Annotated in this window: 12 protein-coding genes; all 12 read right to left on the reverse strand. The window is 63.2% G+C overall.

Annotated elements, in window-relative coordinates:
• Positions 1-14: 14 nt before the first annotated feature.
• Positions 15-2015, reverse strand: coding sequence for a flagellar filament capping protein FliD (fliD, locus tag ABWL39_RS11520; RefSeq protein ID WP_367790788.1), 2001 nt, complete (start codon positions 2013-2015; stop codon positions 15-17).
• A 96-nt stretch (positions 2016-2111) separates the two neighbouring features.
• On the reverse strand, positions 2112-2498 hold the full coding sequence (locus tag ABWL39_RS11525) for a flagellar protein FlaG (RefSeq protein ID WP_367790791.1): 387 nt from the start codon (positions 2496-2498) through the stop codon (positions 2112-2114).
• Positions 2499-2571: 73 nt separating this feature from the next.
• Positions 2572-4056 carry a flagellin gene (locus tag ABWL39_RS11530; RefSeq protein ID WP_367791049.1) on the reverse strand — a complete coding sequence of 495 codons (1485 nt, stop codon included), beginning with the start codon at positions 4054-4056 and terminating at the stop codon, positions 2572-2574.
• 225 nt (positions 4057-4281) lie between these two features.
• Positions 4282-8988: a glycosyltransferase gene (locus tag ABWL39_RS11535; protein ID WP_367790795.1), complete on the reverse strand. Its 4707-nt coding sequence runs from the start codon at positions 8986-8988 to the stop codon at positions 4282-4284.
• Entirely contained in the window at positions 8985-10238 is a 1254-nt protein-coding gene (locus ABWL39_RS11540; RefSeq protein WP_367790798.1) for a class I SAM-dependent methyltransferase, read from the reverse strand. The genes ABWL39_RS11535 and ABWL39_RS11540 overlap by 4 nt, the downstream gene beginning before the upstream one ends.
• Positions 10239-10254: 16 nt before the next feature.
• Complete coding sequence (locus tag ABWL39_RS11545; RefSeq protein ID WP_367790801.1) at positions 10255-10938, reverse strand: PIG-L deacetylase family protein; 684 nt, start codon at positions 10936-10938, stop codon at positions 10255-10257.
• On the reverse strand, positions 10931-11602 hold the full coding sequence (locus ABWL39_RS11550) for a class I SAM-dependent methyltransferase (protein ID WP_367790805.1): 672 nt from the start codon (positions 11600-11602) through the stop codon (positions 10931-10933). The genes ABWL39_RS11545 and ABWL39_RS11550 overlap by 8 nt, the downstream gene beginning before the upstream one ends.
• Entirely contained in the window at positions 11599-12291 is a 693-nt protein-coding gene (locus tag ABWL39_RS11555) for a WbqC family protein (protein WP_367790808.1), read from the reverse strand. Before ABWL39_RS11555 ends, ABWL39_RS11550 begins: the two co-directional genes overlap by 4 nt.
• Positions 12284-12757, reverse strand: a complete 474-nt coding sequence (locus ABWL39_RS11560) for a DapH/DapD/GlmU-related protein (protein ID WP_367790810.1) — start codon at positions 12755-12757, stop codon at positions 12284-12286. The genes ABWL39_RS11555 and ABWL39_RS11560 overlap by 8 nt, the downstream gene beginning before the upstream one ends.
• Positions 12754-13812: an N-acetylneuraminate synthase family protein gene (locus ABWL39_RS11565; RefSeq protein ID WP_367790813.1), complete on the reverse strand. Its 1059-nt coding sequence runs from the start codon at positions 13810-13812 to the stop codon at positions 12754-12756. Before ABWL39_RS11565 ends, ABWL39_RS11560 begins: the two co-directional genes overlap by 4 nt.
• A gap of 96 nt (positions 13813-13908) precedes the next feature.
• Positions 13909-14937, reverse strand: coding sequence for a UDP-2,4-diacetamido-2,4,6-trideoxy-beta-L-altropyranose hydrolase (gene pseG / locus ABWL39_RS11570; protein WP_367790817.1), 1029 nt, complete (start codon positions 14935-14937; stop codon positions 13909-13911).
• Entirely contained in the window at positions 14934-15626 is a 693-nt protein-coding gene (locus tag ABWL39_RS11575; protein WP_367790821.1) for a pseudaminic acid cytidylyltransferase, read from the reverse strand. The genes pseG and ABWL39_RS11575 overlap by 4 nt, the downstream gene beginning before the upstream one ends.
• Positions 15627-15628: the final 2 nt, after the last annotated feature.

The raw sequence follows: 15628 nt of genomic DNA on the forward strand, positions 1-15628 counted from the left end.
GGTCGCAATACTTATCAACCCAGAGCTGCGAGTTGTTTGGTCAGGTAGGCACTGGTCTGGCTCAGGCTGCCGAGCATCACGTCCAGCGCGGTGAATTGGTCGCGATAGCGTTTTTCCGTGTCGGCGAGCCGTCGGTTGACGTCATCGCGCTGAGAGCCGATATCCTTGATACTCGCATTCAAGCCATCGGTACGCGCTGCAAGCGTGCCTTTGGTTGCCAGCACATTGGTCAACAGGGTATCGAGCTGGGATGCGAATCCACGGGAAAAGCTGATCGTCCCTCTATCGCCGGTTGCCGCGCCGCCGGTTACGGTGACGGCCAGGCCGGAGGATGCGCCGGTCGAGGATGTCAGCTTCTGACCGCTGCCCGCCGCAGAGTTCCCGCCTATTGTACCAGCGACATCGGTGCCCGTGGTTGCCACCGGGCTGGCGCCGAACAGGGCGGCGGCCGTCCCCGAGACAGAAAATGCGGAGGTCGAGCCGTATAGGTCCGACGTGCCGGTCAACGTAAAGCTGCTGGCGTCCCCCGTGCCCTTGATGGTCACGGTGTTTCCGCTCAAGTCTGAGCTGCCGTTGATCTTGGTCTGAATTTCAGATGCCAGGTCCGCGGCGCTGACATAGGCCCGTGGCGTCAGCGTGACGGTTGTCGTCTTGCCATTGAGCGACACGCTCAGCGTATCGTTGACGCCGGCATTGACCTGCAGGCCCGAGGTCACGGCCCCGCCTGTCAGTGTTCCTTGCGTTGCCAGGCCAGTCAGCGTGAGAGCGTAATTCCCGGCGGTAGTCGCGGTGGTCGAGCCGGTATACGAAACCAGGCTGTCCGTCGTGCTGCCGGCCGTCGAGAAAAGCTCGAGCACATCGTTGTAGCTGGCATCCATGGCCTTCTGCAGCTTGGTCGAATCGACCTGCAGCGTGCCATCCTTCTGGAAAGCGACGCCTACCTTGGCCAGCGAGTTATACGAGGCGTTCACCCCCGGGACGGTGGCGGAAAACACCTGACGCATCTGGTACTGGATGCTGCGAATCGTGCTATCGCCAACCAGTGGGCCCGTCTTGGCGCCGGTCTTATCGAAAAACGTGACGTCGTCGAGGGTCTTTTTCGTGTCGTTGAAGGCTTTGACAAACGTGCTTACCGCATTGGCCAGCGATCCGGTCGTCGTCGTCACACTCACCTTGGTGGGCGTGCCGACATTAGTTTTCAGCAGGTTCAGCGTGACGCCCGAGATGGCGTCGGTAATCACTGTCGATGGTTTCGAAATCGCAATCCCATCGACCTTGAGCTCGCTGTTCTGCGCAGTGACGGTCTCCTGCAGCGCTTGCGAGCCGGCCGGATCCTGCGACAGCAGGCTGGTCAGCCCGGCATCGCCCGACACGCTGATCTTCATGCTGTTGCTGGCACCCGAGTTGCCTACCGATAGCGCCAGGCGGTACGGCGTATTGCTGCCGTCGTTGACGATCGTGGCGCTGACACCGATGCCGGCCTTGTTGATTGCGTCGCGAATACCTTCAAGCGTGTTGTTCGACGAGTTGATGGTGACCGACTTGATGCCGCTGCCGCTACTCGTGAAAGAAGAACCCGTGTACTTGCCGGTGGTGCTGTCGAACGTGCCGCCCGAAATCGTGCCGAAATCGAAAATCAGCGTGCCGGTACCAATGACCGCGGTGGACGATGCCTGGCCCGCGGTAGCCAGTTTCTGAGCCTGCGCCAGCTTGCTGACTTCAATCGAATAGGAGCCATTGCTGGCCGATGAGCCGGCCGTCGCGGTGACCGAATCGGTAGCTGACGACGAAGCCGACTTGGTCGCCTGGAATTTTGAGGCATCCGTCAAACCCTGGACTGCGGTCTGCAGGCTGCTCAAGGCGCCCTTCACCGAGCCATACGCAGAAATCTGCGACTGAAAGCTCGCCTCTTTCTTGGCAAGATCGGCCAGCGGCTGCTGTTCGATTGCCATCAGTTGGCTGACGATACTGTTGACGTCCAGATTCGACCCAATGCCTGGCGACGAAATGGCCATGACATGTCTCCTTCCACAATTTCAGGCGCTTGCCGAGTTCACCGTGATCGGTGCCGATTTCCAGCGACACCTACCAGGACCTATCCGATGGCTGTATCAAGCCTGCTGTCTTACGAGCAGCCCCTTGAGTCGGTCGATGCTTTCGGCGATCTTGATCATTTCCTCGGAAGGTATCTGACGAATCACTTCCTTGGTATCCGTGTTGATGACTTTGACGACATCAATCCCGGTGGAATCATCGACCGTGAATTTCAATTCACTGGCGTAAAGATTCACCACCTTGTTGATATTTTCCGTCGCCTTCTTGAGCTCATCGCTGTTGACACCACGCTTGTCGGCCGCGCTCGCTTCAACAGCCTTCGCCACGCCGCCGGTGCTGCTGGTTTCCGCGCTCTGCTGCACGCGGGCACCGCCAGCATTTGCGGTGGTGTCGTACGGTAGCGTCCCGACCTGTGTCGAAAGAGTCAGTCCTTGTACGCTCATCTTGTAACTCCTTTACGGCACAAAGCCCGGCCGGATAGACCGACCGGGCAACCTGAGTTTAGGCGCTAACCGCTTACCTCAGCAGTTGGAGTACCTGTTGCGGCAGTTGGTTCGCTTGAGCCAACATCGCGGTACCGGCCTGTTGCAGAATCTGGTTACGGCTCAGGTTTGCCGTTTCCGATGCGAAGTCTGCATCGCGAATCCGCGAGCGGGCTGCGCTCAGGTTTTCAGACGAAATCTGCAGGTTACCGATCGCCGATTCAAAGCGGCTTTGCAGTGCACCGAAGTTTGCGCGCTGTCCGTTGACCACTGCCAGGGCGCTATCCACGATACGCAGGGCTTGCGTTGCATTCGAGACGTTACTTACATCCAGTGTAGACACAGACTTCAGTGTAGATGTTACCTGGCTGCCCGCAGCGACTGCCGCACCGAAGACCGAGGCACCCAGCGCCGCACCCGACGTCGATACGGTGTAGGACTTGTCGGAATCGAGCAGTACTTGGCCTGCGACGGTCATCGCACCCGATGCGCCGGTTGCCAGTACGGCACCCCCACCCGATACGGCGCCCGCGTTACCGCCCGATGCGACGGCCAGCGTGATGTTGTCGCCCGCATCGGAAGTCAGCACCACACCCGTACCCGTGCTGTTCAGCGCTGCAGTCACACCGGTCTTGGACGACTGGTTGTTGAACTGTGTCACGGCATCGGCCAAGCCACCAGCAGTACTGGTGTTGGTAACGTTGAAGGTAACAGTCTGGCCGCTGGCATTGTTGCCGAAGGTGTTCAGCGTGTAACTACCGGTCGCGCCGAAGGCCAGCGTGGTTTCGGTGCGGGCCGAAGCACGAACACCGGTCTGGGTCTGCTGGTTGATCTTGTCGGCGATATCCTTGGCCGAATCGGTATTCGCTACCGAAATCTGGCCGCTGGCGGCGCCACCCTGGATCAACACGTTACCCGACGTGGTCACGGCTGCACCGCTGACCGGGCCGGATGCGCCAGCCAGGTAAACACCCGACGACGACGCAGTGGTCGAGCCGACTTGGTTCGAGCCGTAAGCCGTGGTGCGGAAGTTAGCTGTGGTGGCGGTGATGGTCTGGTTGGCGTTGGCACCGACCTGGAACACCGACGAAGCTTGCGAGCCGTCGAGCAGCTTCAGGCCGTTGAATTCGGTGGTCTGCGAGAAGCGGTCCAGTTCAGAAGTCAGCTGGCCGACTTCCGCATTGATCGCCAGGCGGTCGGATGCGGAGTTGGTGGCGTTGGCGGACTGAACGGCCAGTTCGCGTACGCGCTGCAGGATGTCGCCCATCTTGGACAGCGCGCCTTCGGCCGTCTGCGAGAGGGAAACACCGTCGTTTGCGTTGCGGCGCGCTTGATCCATGCCGCGGATCTGTGCGGTGAAACGCTCGGAAATCGCCAGGCCTGCGGCGTCGTCTTTTGCGGAGTTAATGCGCAGACCGGACGACAACCGTTGCAAAGACGTGCTCAGACTCGAGCTAGAAGAGGTCAGGTTCCGCTGCGCGTTGAGAGACGCAACGTTGGTATTGATTACTTGCATGATGTGACTCCTACCGATCTGTTGGTTTGAGGTACCGGGCCTGGTTTTGCTGCTTGCATCACCGTAACAACCGGACCTTGCTCTCTATATCGTGCAGCTTCAGAAAAACTTTAGCATTTGCTAACACACTTTCCTGCGGATGCCGCCCGCTGCCGGGCATGCTCCTGATATCGAATCGCTTGCGGAGAACTTTAGGGTGATCTGCAAATAAATTTCACCCTGCCGTTCTCAGGGAAGCCAGGCCTTGAGCCAATCGGCGCAATGGTCCTCCAGCAGCCAGCTGTGCTCCACCGCCTGTTTCAACACCATACCGCGTTGGGCCAGTGCGTTGCGGTCAGCCAGGTGTTCCCGGATCGCACCGACCCAATCGCGGAAGCGGTTCTTGACGCGCGTCACGGGAAGATCGCACTGATACGGAACGATGTCGGTACAAATCACCGGGTAGCCCAGCACACCGTATTCCAGCAACTTGAGGTTGGATTTCGACTCGTTGAACGCGTTCAGCTCGAGCGGCGCCAGAGCCAGGTCCAGGCCGAGGCTTGCCAGCTTGGCGGGATACTGGTCGACCGGCACCCCCGGCAGGAACTCGCAAACATATGGCCGCAGGAACTCCGGGCACATGCCGAGGAACACCCAATCCACCTCGTCAGCCAGCTCCTTGACGACATCGACGATCAGCTCCAGGTCGCCGGAGTGGCTGACGCTCCCTGCCCAACCGACTCGTGGCTTCTTGCCTTGAGCACGCGGCACCTTGAGGCTGCGCCAGCGATCGCCGTCGATGCGGTTCGGCACCACGCGGATATCGTCGTTGTAGCCACGCATGGCATGCGCCAACGGCTCGGTCGATACGATGAAGCGGTCGCACAGGCCGATTGCCTCGCGCAGCCACCTGACCGTGTCGGCCGGAATCTCGCCTCTGTGCAGGCTCTTGACCGGGACATTGGTAATCAGGTCGTCGAGTTCGTAGACCATGAACGGTTTCAGTATCTTGCGCGTATCGCGCATCCGCTTGACCTGGTTCTCGTAGATCTGGCGCTGGAACACGATGGAATCAGGCGCCAGTCGCAGGCGATCGGAAGGATGCAGGAGGTCGAAGCCGACGAGTGTTTCCGCCAGGTTAAGGCGCTTCATCATGTCTGCCGGCTGCAGCATGCGATAGAAACCGCAGCCGGTCGTGTCGGCAGGGTGCACCAGCACCCGCGGCAGCGGTTTCCAGCCCAGCGGCTGGCGTTGCAACACGGGGCGATGCTCTTGCACGAACGGCTGGCCGACAGACGCCAAATTCGGGTTGTATGCCGGGTCCCGCGCGAATTTCGGCAGCCAGCGCTCAAGTAGCGGCTCGATTCCCGCCGCGTTGTCGTCAAGGCCGACCCTGTCCGCCGGCAGCTGCCGACCGGTTTCGGCCCAGTCCAGGCTGCCCGCGATGCCTTCGCACATCATGCTGACGTATGGCGTCCACAGCAGCGACAGCCCGGCCTCTCCCAGGCGCAAGCCAAGATCGACTTCAGCCGCGACGCCATAGCCTGGCGCAAAGCCGCCCAGCTGTTCGAACTGCTCGCGGCGAATCAACAACATGCCGCCAGACAAGGCCGAGAACGACTGGGCAACATGTGCGCGGCCCAAGGGGCCTGCATCATCATGCGACAGCCCGGCAAAGGCCGGGGCATAGCCACCGTCGATGCCAAGAATCAAACCGCCGCCATGAATCTTGCCCTGCCCGTTCAGCAAGCGCGGGGCAACGGCGGCCACACCGGGGCGCTGCAGCTCGCCCAGCAGCTTGTCGAGCCATTCGCCGTCGAGCGGCAGGCAATCGAAGTGCATGAAGCCCAGCACTTGGCCGCGTGCTTCCCTGGCGAGCAGGTTATGCAGCTCCGGCAACGATGCCCGCGCCTCATAGCGGAACACGCGGATGCGCGGGTCCCCCATTGCATCGAGCCCTTGCAGGAAGGCCAGTGCCGCCGAATCGTTGCTGCCGTTGTCGAGCAGCAGGATTTCAAATTCGGGATAGCCGGTGTGCGCCAGCAGGCCCTCGATGCAGCGCTGCAAGCGCGGCAGGTCGTCCCGCACCGCGATCAGCAGCGACACCATGCCGGGACGCTGGCCTTGCCAATGCCAACGGAAGCTGGCGGCGTTCCAGCCGGCCTCCAGCGTGGCCGGCAGGCCAGTACGCGCCAGCGCCCTATTGCCGGCGCGGTGGGCGGCGGCAAGCTGATCGGCAAGCGGCTGCCACCCTTCGGGGTGACGGTGGTAAAGCACCGCAGGCAGATGCCCAACCGCCGTCTTGCCCCACTGCTGCCAGCATTGCAGCGCCAGCTCGACGTGCTCCGCCCCGGCCAGCTCGGCAGTAACGAGCGCCAGCAGGCTGCTGCGGCGGACGGCGCACAGGCCGCCCAGGTAAGGCGAAGACAACAGGTACTGCGGATCGAAATCGGGCTTGAACACCGGCTGGCCGGATTCGCCATCGGCCACGATCATGTCTTCGTCGGTATAGATGAACTGCCATTCCGGGTGACGGCGGATGTTTTCGACCAGCTGCAGCAGCGCCTGCGGCTCGAGTTGATCACCCGCGGTCAGCCACGCCAGCCAGTCGGCATCGCTCTGCTGCGCCACTACCCGCAAGCCGCCCGACAGCGCGCCATTCACCTGTAGCCAGTGGAAACGGTCCCCCAGCGGCACGCCTTGCGGTGCCGGCAGCGGCGACAGCACCCACAGCGAAATCTCCTGGTACAGCTGTGCCCCGAGGCTCTTGACGGTGGCGGTCAGCCTGTCGTCGGCCCCCTGCGGCAGATAGATGGCGACGGCCACCTTGGCGCGATCCGTCCACTCCGCCAGCAACTTGTCGTACTGTCTGGCCTCGGCCTCCTGCAGGCGGCAGCGCTGCAGGTACTCGATATAAGGGTTGTTCGCGTGATACGGCCGGATATCGTCATTGAGCGCCCCCACCCCGGCATTGATATAGAACTGCAGCGAGCACAGCTCCATCAACTCGTCCTTGCCTACGTCGGCAAGCGTCATGCGCCCGAGTTCGACATTGAGCTTGTCGTGCTGCTTGTTGGCCTGGAAAAAGGCCGCCAGCCGCTGGTCGATGCCATAACGCAGGGAATTGACGTGGTAGCCGGTCTCGTGCAGGAAGCGGCGGAATTCCTTGAGCGTGAAGAAGCGGATATGGGTGATGTCGAGCAAGCCGGCCGCATCGTAGCGCCAGAAGCCGGCGGCGAGGTCCTCCATCAGCTTGAGGTTGCGCACATTGGGAATGCTGATGATGACCTGCGCGGTGATCGACAGGTAAGGCTGCAACGCCACCATGACCGCCCACGGGTTGTACATGTGCTCCAGCACATCGGCCAGGATCACGCCATCGAGCGTGCCCTTGGCGATGCCTTCGCGCTCCAGATCAAATTCCTCGAACTTGCCGACCAGTACCCGGTCCAGGCGCTCGGCGGCCACTTTGGCGGCAGCACGGTTGGTCTCCACTCCCCACACCTGGCATTTCGGGTATTTCCGCTTCAGCAACTCGCCCGTCCCGCCGGCGGCGCAGCCGATGTCGAGCACGATCTTCGGGTTGTTGCTGAACATTTCCACCAGGTCGGCACGGGCGCCGCCGTGGTAGGCCGTCGCATCGATTTCCTCGACGTCGAGGTACTGTTGCCACACATATTGCTGGGCGGATTGGACCGCAACATGGCGGGCCTTTTGCTCGATCAGCACAGCCAGGCGTTCCGCGGCCCGGCCATCGTTGCCCTGGTTGAAGTAGTCGCGGCGGCTGCGCGCCTGCTCCAGCAACGCCTGCCTGTATGCCGGATCGCCGATGAGCTTGCCCAGCGCGGCCCCCAGCTCGCCGGGCTCGACCGACAGTACGCCGTCGTCCGCACCGAAACCACCGCCGGCGATCGCGCCGAAATCACTGACCAGATTGACGGCCGGGACATCCGCCAGGATGGCCTCGATCGACAGATTGGAATCCAGCGAAATCATCACGTCGGCAGCAGCCACCCAGTTACGGGCGTCATCCATCGCGTAGTGGACCTGTTCGGACACCCCGTGACGGTGTGCAATACCGGCCAGCCGTTGCCGGCGCACATCCGGCGTGTCGCCGACGACACGGTCCTTGATGATGAGCAGGGTGTCCGACACCCCGCCCCGCAGCAGCTCGGCCAAGGCGCGGCAGGCCATGTCGGCCTGCTCGCCGAAATCGCGCTGATCCAGGGCACTCAGGTAGGCATTCCAGCTCGTCCCGAACACCAGCCAGCGCGCCTTGGGATCAATGCCGTGTTGGGCCGCCAGTTGCTGGCGTACGCTGTCGCGTTGCCGGAGCAGCTCCGGATACGCGTCCCAGGCCGGGTTGCCGATCGGGTGCAGGCGTTGTGGCGCCACGCCCAGGTCGATGAAGAACTCCGCGCTGCGGCGGCTGAATACCGCGATGTCGTCAGAATGGTTGTCCTCGCCGATATAGTCTCGGCCCAGGCCGGTGCCATGCGCGACCTGCAGGATGGGGATCTCATGACGACGCGACCACAGCGCGAGCAGCTTGCTGTCGCGCAGGACATCCTCGTTGACCAGCGTGATCTCGATGTCGTATTCGAGCATCGCCTGCTCAAGCAGGCTCAACCATTGGTAAACCACGGGCAGATCGCGCCCGGCTTCGCTGCTCAGCACCGCCAGGGCACCAGCGGGCAGTCCAGCCACTTCGCACAGCGACGCGCCGACCGGCCCCTCCAGTTGCGCCAACAGCGGGGCGGCAAAACCCGCATCGCTGGCAAGCCCCTGCATGGGCAGCAAACGAGCCTCCGAGCCGGCGGCGACGATGGCGTCAACGACCGTCTTGCTGGCCAGATAATCCGGGATCAGGATGACACGAGGCTTGCCGGCCAGATAGCGGGTCAGCGCAGGCAGATTCTTTTCCCACAGCGCATAGATCAGTGCGGTCTTTTTCATTCGGCTTTTCCGTTAAACGCGCCAAGGGTACGGGCCAGGAGCTGGCGTTGCAGTTCGTATTCAAGTCCGGAAGCGAGGTCCAGGCCAAAGGCCTGGGCCAGCGGCGCCATGGCCGGCTGGCGGTGCCAATCGCGCACAAAGTGCTGCACCCGCCGATCGACACCTTCGGCCGCTGCCCAGCGCGCCAGCGACGGGCCGTTGCGCGGCGCCAGGTCTTGCCAATCCACCGCATCCGGCCTGCCGAAGCAGGTCGACAGCAGGAAATAAGCGACGGTGCGATTACGCAGGCGATCAAGATGCTGGTCGAACGCCTCGCGCCACGCAGCCGGGGGCAACGCCAGCCGGTCGCCCAACTCTTCGAGACGGACCGGTTGTCCCAGCAGGCGGCCGACCAGGGCGCGCTCACCGGCCAGCCAGGCGGCGTTGGCAGCGGGGTCGGCACGGTTCTCCAGCGCCACCATATAGCGGCCGGTGACGATGCTGGTCAGCCTGCCGAACCATTCCCGGTCGAGGAACAAGGCCATCTCCAGCAGTGCATCGTCCTGCGCCAGCCAGGAAAGCTGGCGCAGCCACCAGTGTGTTTCCTGCAAGGGCTTGTGAAAAGCGCTGTGGCGATATTCACCGCTGAACAAGGCACCATAGGGTGCCGTAGCAACCACCGTCAAGCCGACCTCATCGGCGGCGCTGACCAGGCGCTCCAGGCTCAGATGCATATTGAACCGATCTGCGCCAAGCGCGATCAGGTCATCGACCGACACGGCTCCGCCGCGTGAGAAGCTCAGGTGATCAAGCGCATAGATGTCGAACACCAGCCGGCCACCGGGGCGGATGACACGCTTCCACTCCCTGAGCACCTCCTCGACGTGGGGAAAGTGCGTCATTACATTGAGCGATACCAGGCTGTCGAAACGGGCATCGGGAAAAGGCAGGGCCTTCACGTCACCGGGTACCAGCGTGACGGGCAGCGCGCCAGCCTGGCGGCGGCACTCGTCGAGCATGGCCTGCGAGCTGTCGGTGCCGGTGAGCTTGAATCCCTTGCGCGCCAGCGGCAACGACGCACGGCCGGTGCCGATACCGACGTCGAGCAGCTCGGTGCCAGTCAGAAAGCGTTCGCACAATTCCGTCTCGATCCGGTTCTTCAGGCGGTTGCTGCCGGTGTTCTCTTCCATGCGCTTGGCGTACCAGGCCACCATGTCGCGGTTTTTCCACGCATCGGTCTTCCAGTCGATCAGCTGTTTGTTTTCCATCATGCTTTCCTTGATTCTTTCAGACACCGGGCCGCAGGTGGCGGCCGAGGACGAATGCTTCGGCCGCCTCGCAGCCGATGGTGGACCCGCGCCAGCGGGCCAGATGCTCGACGCCGCGCAAGGACCGGGGATGGGGCCAGTCGCGTAACTCTGCCTGGTAGGCGGCCAGCGCGGCCAGCTTGGTGTCCAGCGTGGCGGCAATATCGACGAACCAGTTGGGCTGGAAGGCCGGCGCCGAGCCGGGAGGCTGCCATTCGGTCGACGATGCAACCTCGAAGAACAGCAGGCTCTCTACCGGGTGGCCGGGCTGCGGCCGGCATGCCGCCACCACGGCCTCGTGGATGCGCCGATGGTCGATATTCACGTCACCGATCCAGTGGCTGTAAACCGTGCGCGGGCGATGCTCGGTGACCAGTTGCTCGATGGTCTGGGTAACGGCCAGCCGGGCGACGGTATCCATGCTGTTGTCGGGGTAGTCGAACAGACTCAGGCTGCTCACCCCGAGCAAGCCGTTGGCGCGCTCGGCCGCCGCGTGCAGCCCGGAGACCTGCTCTGCGGTCGGCTCGCCGCGGCTATATAGCCCCTGCGCCAGAATCGCGACATGAACCTGATCGCCGGCGGCGACATGGCGCGCGATCGTGCCGCCGCAGCCGAGCACTTCGTCGTCGGGATGGGCGGCCAGGACCAGGATGGAATCAGGCATGGGGCCTCCTCGCTACCACGTGCCAGAACGCAAGCCGTCCGCCGTCTGTGGGCACGATCCGCTCGAGCCGTTTGTGTTCGAGAAACAGTAGTTCAAATTGGCTGAACAGCTGGCGCATATGCGGCTCGTCGGAGAAATGCACGCGCCCCAGGCCGGCGAAGGGGCCAGCGACAAAGTCGCGCCGGGTATAGGCATCCTCAGCCGGAAGGCCGGCAGCGAAGTCGCCATGCTCGGTCGAGAACCAGTCCACGCCGATGAACAATCCGCCGGGCTTCAGGCTCGTATGGGCCATCGCCAGTGTGTCGGCAATGGCGCGGGTGGTGTTGTGCGTCACGGCGGCGCGGTCGACGATGAGATCGAAGTCCCGCCCGAACGGCTGGCCCAGCGTAAAGTCTGCAACGGCGATGTTGTCACGCAGGCCAGGAAACTGCTCGTGCAGCCGCGCAACCACGGTGGGGCTGCCGTCAACCGCGTGGTATTGCGCCCCGAGCGACATGAAGAACGGAATATTGGCCCCTGCCCCGCAGCCGAGCTCCAGCACCCGGCTGGCCGGCCCAAGCTGCTTGCAGTGCCGCCGAACCAGGCTGACAAGGTCGGACCAGGGCCAGACCGACAGATGGGTCAGCTCTGCGAAACGCGATTCCCATTCGGGGGAGAAACTCATGCTTTCCTGCCTGCCACAGGGCTTGCTGCACAATTCATCCACCAGTCCAGTATCCCCATATAGGGCAGGAAATCGCCCCACAATTGCGGGTAGACCGGATGCGGATAGTGTTGGTATTCAATGGCGATGCCGGCATCCTGGAAGTCTGCCTCGACGAGGTAATCCCTGCCCAGCGCGCCGGATAGATAGTGGCTGGCCTGGAACTGCCGGCACAGATCGAGTACCAGATCCGACTTGCGGCTATCGATCGCCAGTTCGCTCGATCTCACCAGGCGGGTGGAAATCGAGAACTCATCCAGCCAGAACTGCAACTGGCGCCAGCACAGTTCGGCCAGGTTCGATTCAGGCATGGCCAGCAGTGCCTGCCACTTGGGAAAGCACTCGGCAAAACGCGGTGCTTTCCGATAATTCATCTCCACAGCCTTCAGGTGCTTCTCCCGCCAGGGCTGGCTATCGTCCACCAGCGTCTCGCGCAGGGTACTGGAGGTGTGTCCCTTCAGTTTCACCGGGATCGTCAGCCACTGCGCGCCTTGCGCAGTCTTGATGCGATTGCGGTTGATGAAGCTGTTTTTCTCGAACTGCACGGTATCGAGAAACACGAACACATCGGCGCGGGCGATCTTGTCGAAGTAACCCAGCCAGGGCAGGTAGGCAGGTTGATGCGCGGACAAGGTCATGCCCTCAGTCATCGACCGGCTTTCCCGCGGCCTTCAGCCTGTCCCGATAGTAGCCGGCCCGAATCTGCATCGGGTTGCCATGCACCAGCGAATACGGCGGAATCTCCCCTGCATCGACGACCGTGCCGGCCGCCACCACCGTATGGTGGCCAATGCGCGCACCGCCCTTGATCAGGCAATGCGAGCCGATGAATACATGGTCGCCGATCTCGATGTCGCGGCGCTCGATCTCATCGCTCAGGCCGATACAACGCCGGTGCGAATCGGCGCCGTTGATCGCCACGAAGGAGGCAATGTCGCAGTCGCGGCCGATCACCACCTTCACGCCCTTTGCGTTGACCTCCGACATCGCGCCGATGAAGGTCCCCTCGCCGATCTCCGGCTCACCGTTGATCCAGACCAGCGGATGGAAGCGGTTGCCCTTGAAGGTGGTCAGCCGGCTGAACCAGGCCTGCAATTCTTCGTCGCTTGGCATCATGCGCGCATGTCTCCCAGCGCCAGTTTCTCGCCACGCCGTATCGACCGCGCCGCGATCAGGCCGAGCACCTGATCGATCATGGCCGGCGGCAGCCCGCCACCGGGCCGGCGCAGGCCGACATTGGTGCTATCCAGCCGTTGCCCAGCCTCGATATCCTTCAGTGCGACCACGCTGCGCCGCGCCAGCACGCGCATGTCGAGCTCATCCTGGGTGGGCCTGATGTAGGGCGAGCCGAGCAGCGTGTGGGCCTGATGAATGGCTTGAATCCAGTCGCGCAGGCCATCCGGCTCCTCCGAGAACCAGTGATCGGGGCCCGGCAGGTTGTGGTCGAGCGTGAAGTGCTTTTCAAAAATCCGGGCCCCCAGGGCTGCCGCCACCATCGCGGCCGCCGCGCCCTGGGTATGATCGGAAAACCCGACGAGCAAGCCGGGAAAAGCCTGCTGCAAAGTGGTGATCTTGGCGGCATTCACGTCCGCCGGCGGGGTTGGATATTGCGAGGTACACAGCAGCAGTGCCACCGGCTGGCCACGGAACCAGCCGCTGGCTTCGAGCGCCAGATGCACGTCGGCGAGATCGCTCATCCCGCACGACAGGATCATTGGCAAGCCGGCCTCCGCATAACTGCGCAGCAAGGGCAGGTTGCTGAAGTCGTCCGAGCCGATCTTGACTGCCGGCACGCCTATCGTCAGCAACAGATCCAGGTCGGTCCGGTTTTGCGGCGTCGAAAAGAAGGTGATGCCCAGCGCTTGGCAATGCGCCTTGATCTCCGCCCACTGCGCCGGAGCGAACTCGTAACGGCGGAACATGTCGAGCATGGGCTCGGTGACGGATTGGCCCTGCGAACGATAGGTAAAGGTCTGCCCGGGGTCGCCGCAGAATTCCTCGGCCTTGAAGGTCTGGAATTTGACGGCATCGGCGCCCGCAGCCTTGGCCGCCGCCACCATCTGCTTGGCCAGCTCGATGCTGCCGTTGTGATTGATGCCGACTTCCGCAATGCAGTAGGGCTCAGAATCGCGGCTGATCTGCCGATCACCGATATGGAAGGCGCTAGACATGGCGGCCTCGCTGTTTCAACATGCTTCCCCTTCGCCCAGCTCGTCCGGCTGGTGTCTTATCAATGTTCTTCCGTATTGCCTGACGGCGCGCCGGGCTCAGGCCGGCATCGCGGCCAACAAGGCTTCGCAGACCCGCTGCGCGCCTGCACCGTCGACCAGCTCCCAGGCCTTGCTGGACATCCTGCTCAGGCTTGCCGAGTCGAGTGCACGCAAGGCGCTGAGGTAGTCGTCGCTGGTCAGTATTTCGGCCCAGCCGAGGGTACAAATTGCGCCGTAGGCTTCCAGCGCCGCCGTGGCTTCGCGCTGGTTGTCCGCCATGATGCTGACCAATGCTGGTGCACCGACCGCGCAGCGCTCCCAGCTTGCCGAGCCACCGGCCCCCAGCACCAGATCGGCTGCCGCGAGTAGCCGCGCCATGTAATCGATCTGGCAATGGTAGCGCCAATGGTGCTGGGCGCAGAATGCGGCAATCTCGGCGCGCCCCGGATGGGCAGCCCCCACCACCACGTCCACCTCGATGTCGGTACGCCATTGCGCGAGCGCCACCAAGGCTTTCATGGTCTCGCCCTTGTCGTCGCCCCCAGTATAGAACACCACGATGCGATCGAGCCGCCCTGCCCTGGGTGCGGTTGTCTGCCGCGCGCGCGCGAATTCGGGCCGCAGCAGCGCAAAGCGCGGGCCGAGCAAGGCCAGGGTGTCGGGCGGCAACAACCCGTCATAGCGGGCAAGCGGGTCCTGGTGGAGGTTCTGGTCGATCAGCACATCGCAGTCGTGACTACGGTTGGCGATGTCGTCGATGACGGCGAGGCTCCGCACCTGGCCCCGAACCGAGCGCTCCCAGCCGGCGTCGAGCGCATACGCGTCGACGATCAGCAGCCCTGCCGGCTGGTGGCCGAGCTCGGCGGCGCACAGCGCGGCATCCTGCTGCCAATCGAGCGTCGATGGCAGCCGGCAGAGCGCGAACCCCTGCTGCTCGATCAGCGCCAGCGGCGCCCCGGGCAAGGCCCGGCTGAAAAACCGGACGGCATGCCCGCGTGCGGCGAACTCCGCGGCCAGGGTCAGGCAGCGCATGATATGGCCGGTGCCGATGTCGAGCCCGCCGTCGGCGCGAAATGCAACGTTCAAGCGCCAAACCCCGCGTGGTTGGCAACGGCCAGGGCCAGTTCGTAGTCGTCGCGCGTATCGATGTCGATCGAGCGATGAAACGGCATCAGATGGCCACGCATGCCCGGCCCGTAGAATTCCCTGTCGCGCAGAAAAGTGTCGACCGTCACCGCGTAGGTGCTACCATTTCCGGCCAGCAGCGTGCCGATGCGCTCTGAGCGCAGATTGGCGAGCGCCGGCCACATCGGGATCAGTACCCCCTGCTCGTCCTGTTTCAGCGCCTGATGCGGGTAGTGGCTGAACGTGGTTACTGCGACGGCATAGTCGCAGCGCCCAGGCTCGATCAGCCCAACCGTTGCCGCGATATCGTCAGCCGTGCGCAGCGGTGCCGTGGCGTAGCAGCAGCACAGCAGCTCGTATTGGCGGCCGGCCTGCGCTTCACGCGCCAGCAAGTCGATGCATACTTCGGCAACCGTCGACTGGTCGGTCGCCAGATCGGCGTGGCGCATGTCGACCTGCGCCCCGGCGGCATGGGCAACGGCTGCGATCTCATGGTCTTCGGTCGATACCACGACGCGGTCGAACAGGGCCGTCGCCAGGGCCGCCCTGACCGTGTACGCAAGGATGGGGGTGCCGCGAAAATCGAGGATGTTCTTGCGTGGCAGACGTTTCGAGCCGCCACGCGCCGGAATCACGGCAATGCGTTTCATGG

This window comes from Chitinivorax sp. PXF-14, from assembly GCF_040812015.1.
Taxonomy (GTDB): domain Bacteria; phylum Pseudomonadota; class Gammaproteobacteria; order Burkholderiales; family SCOH01; genus JBFNXJ01.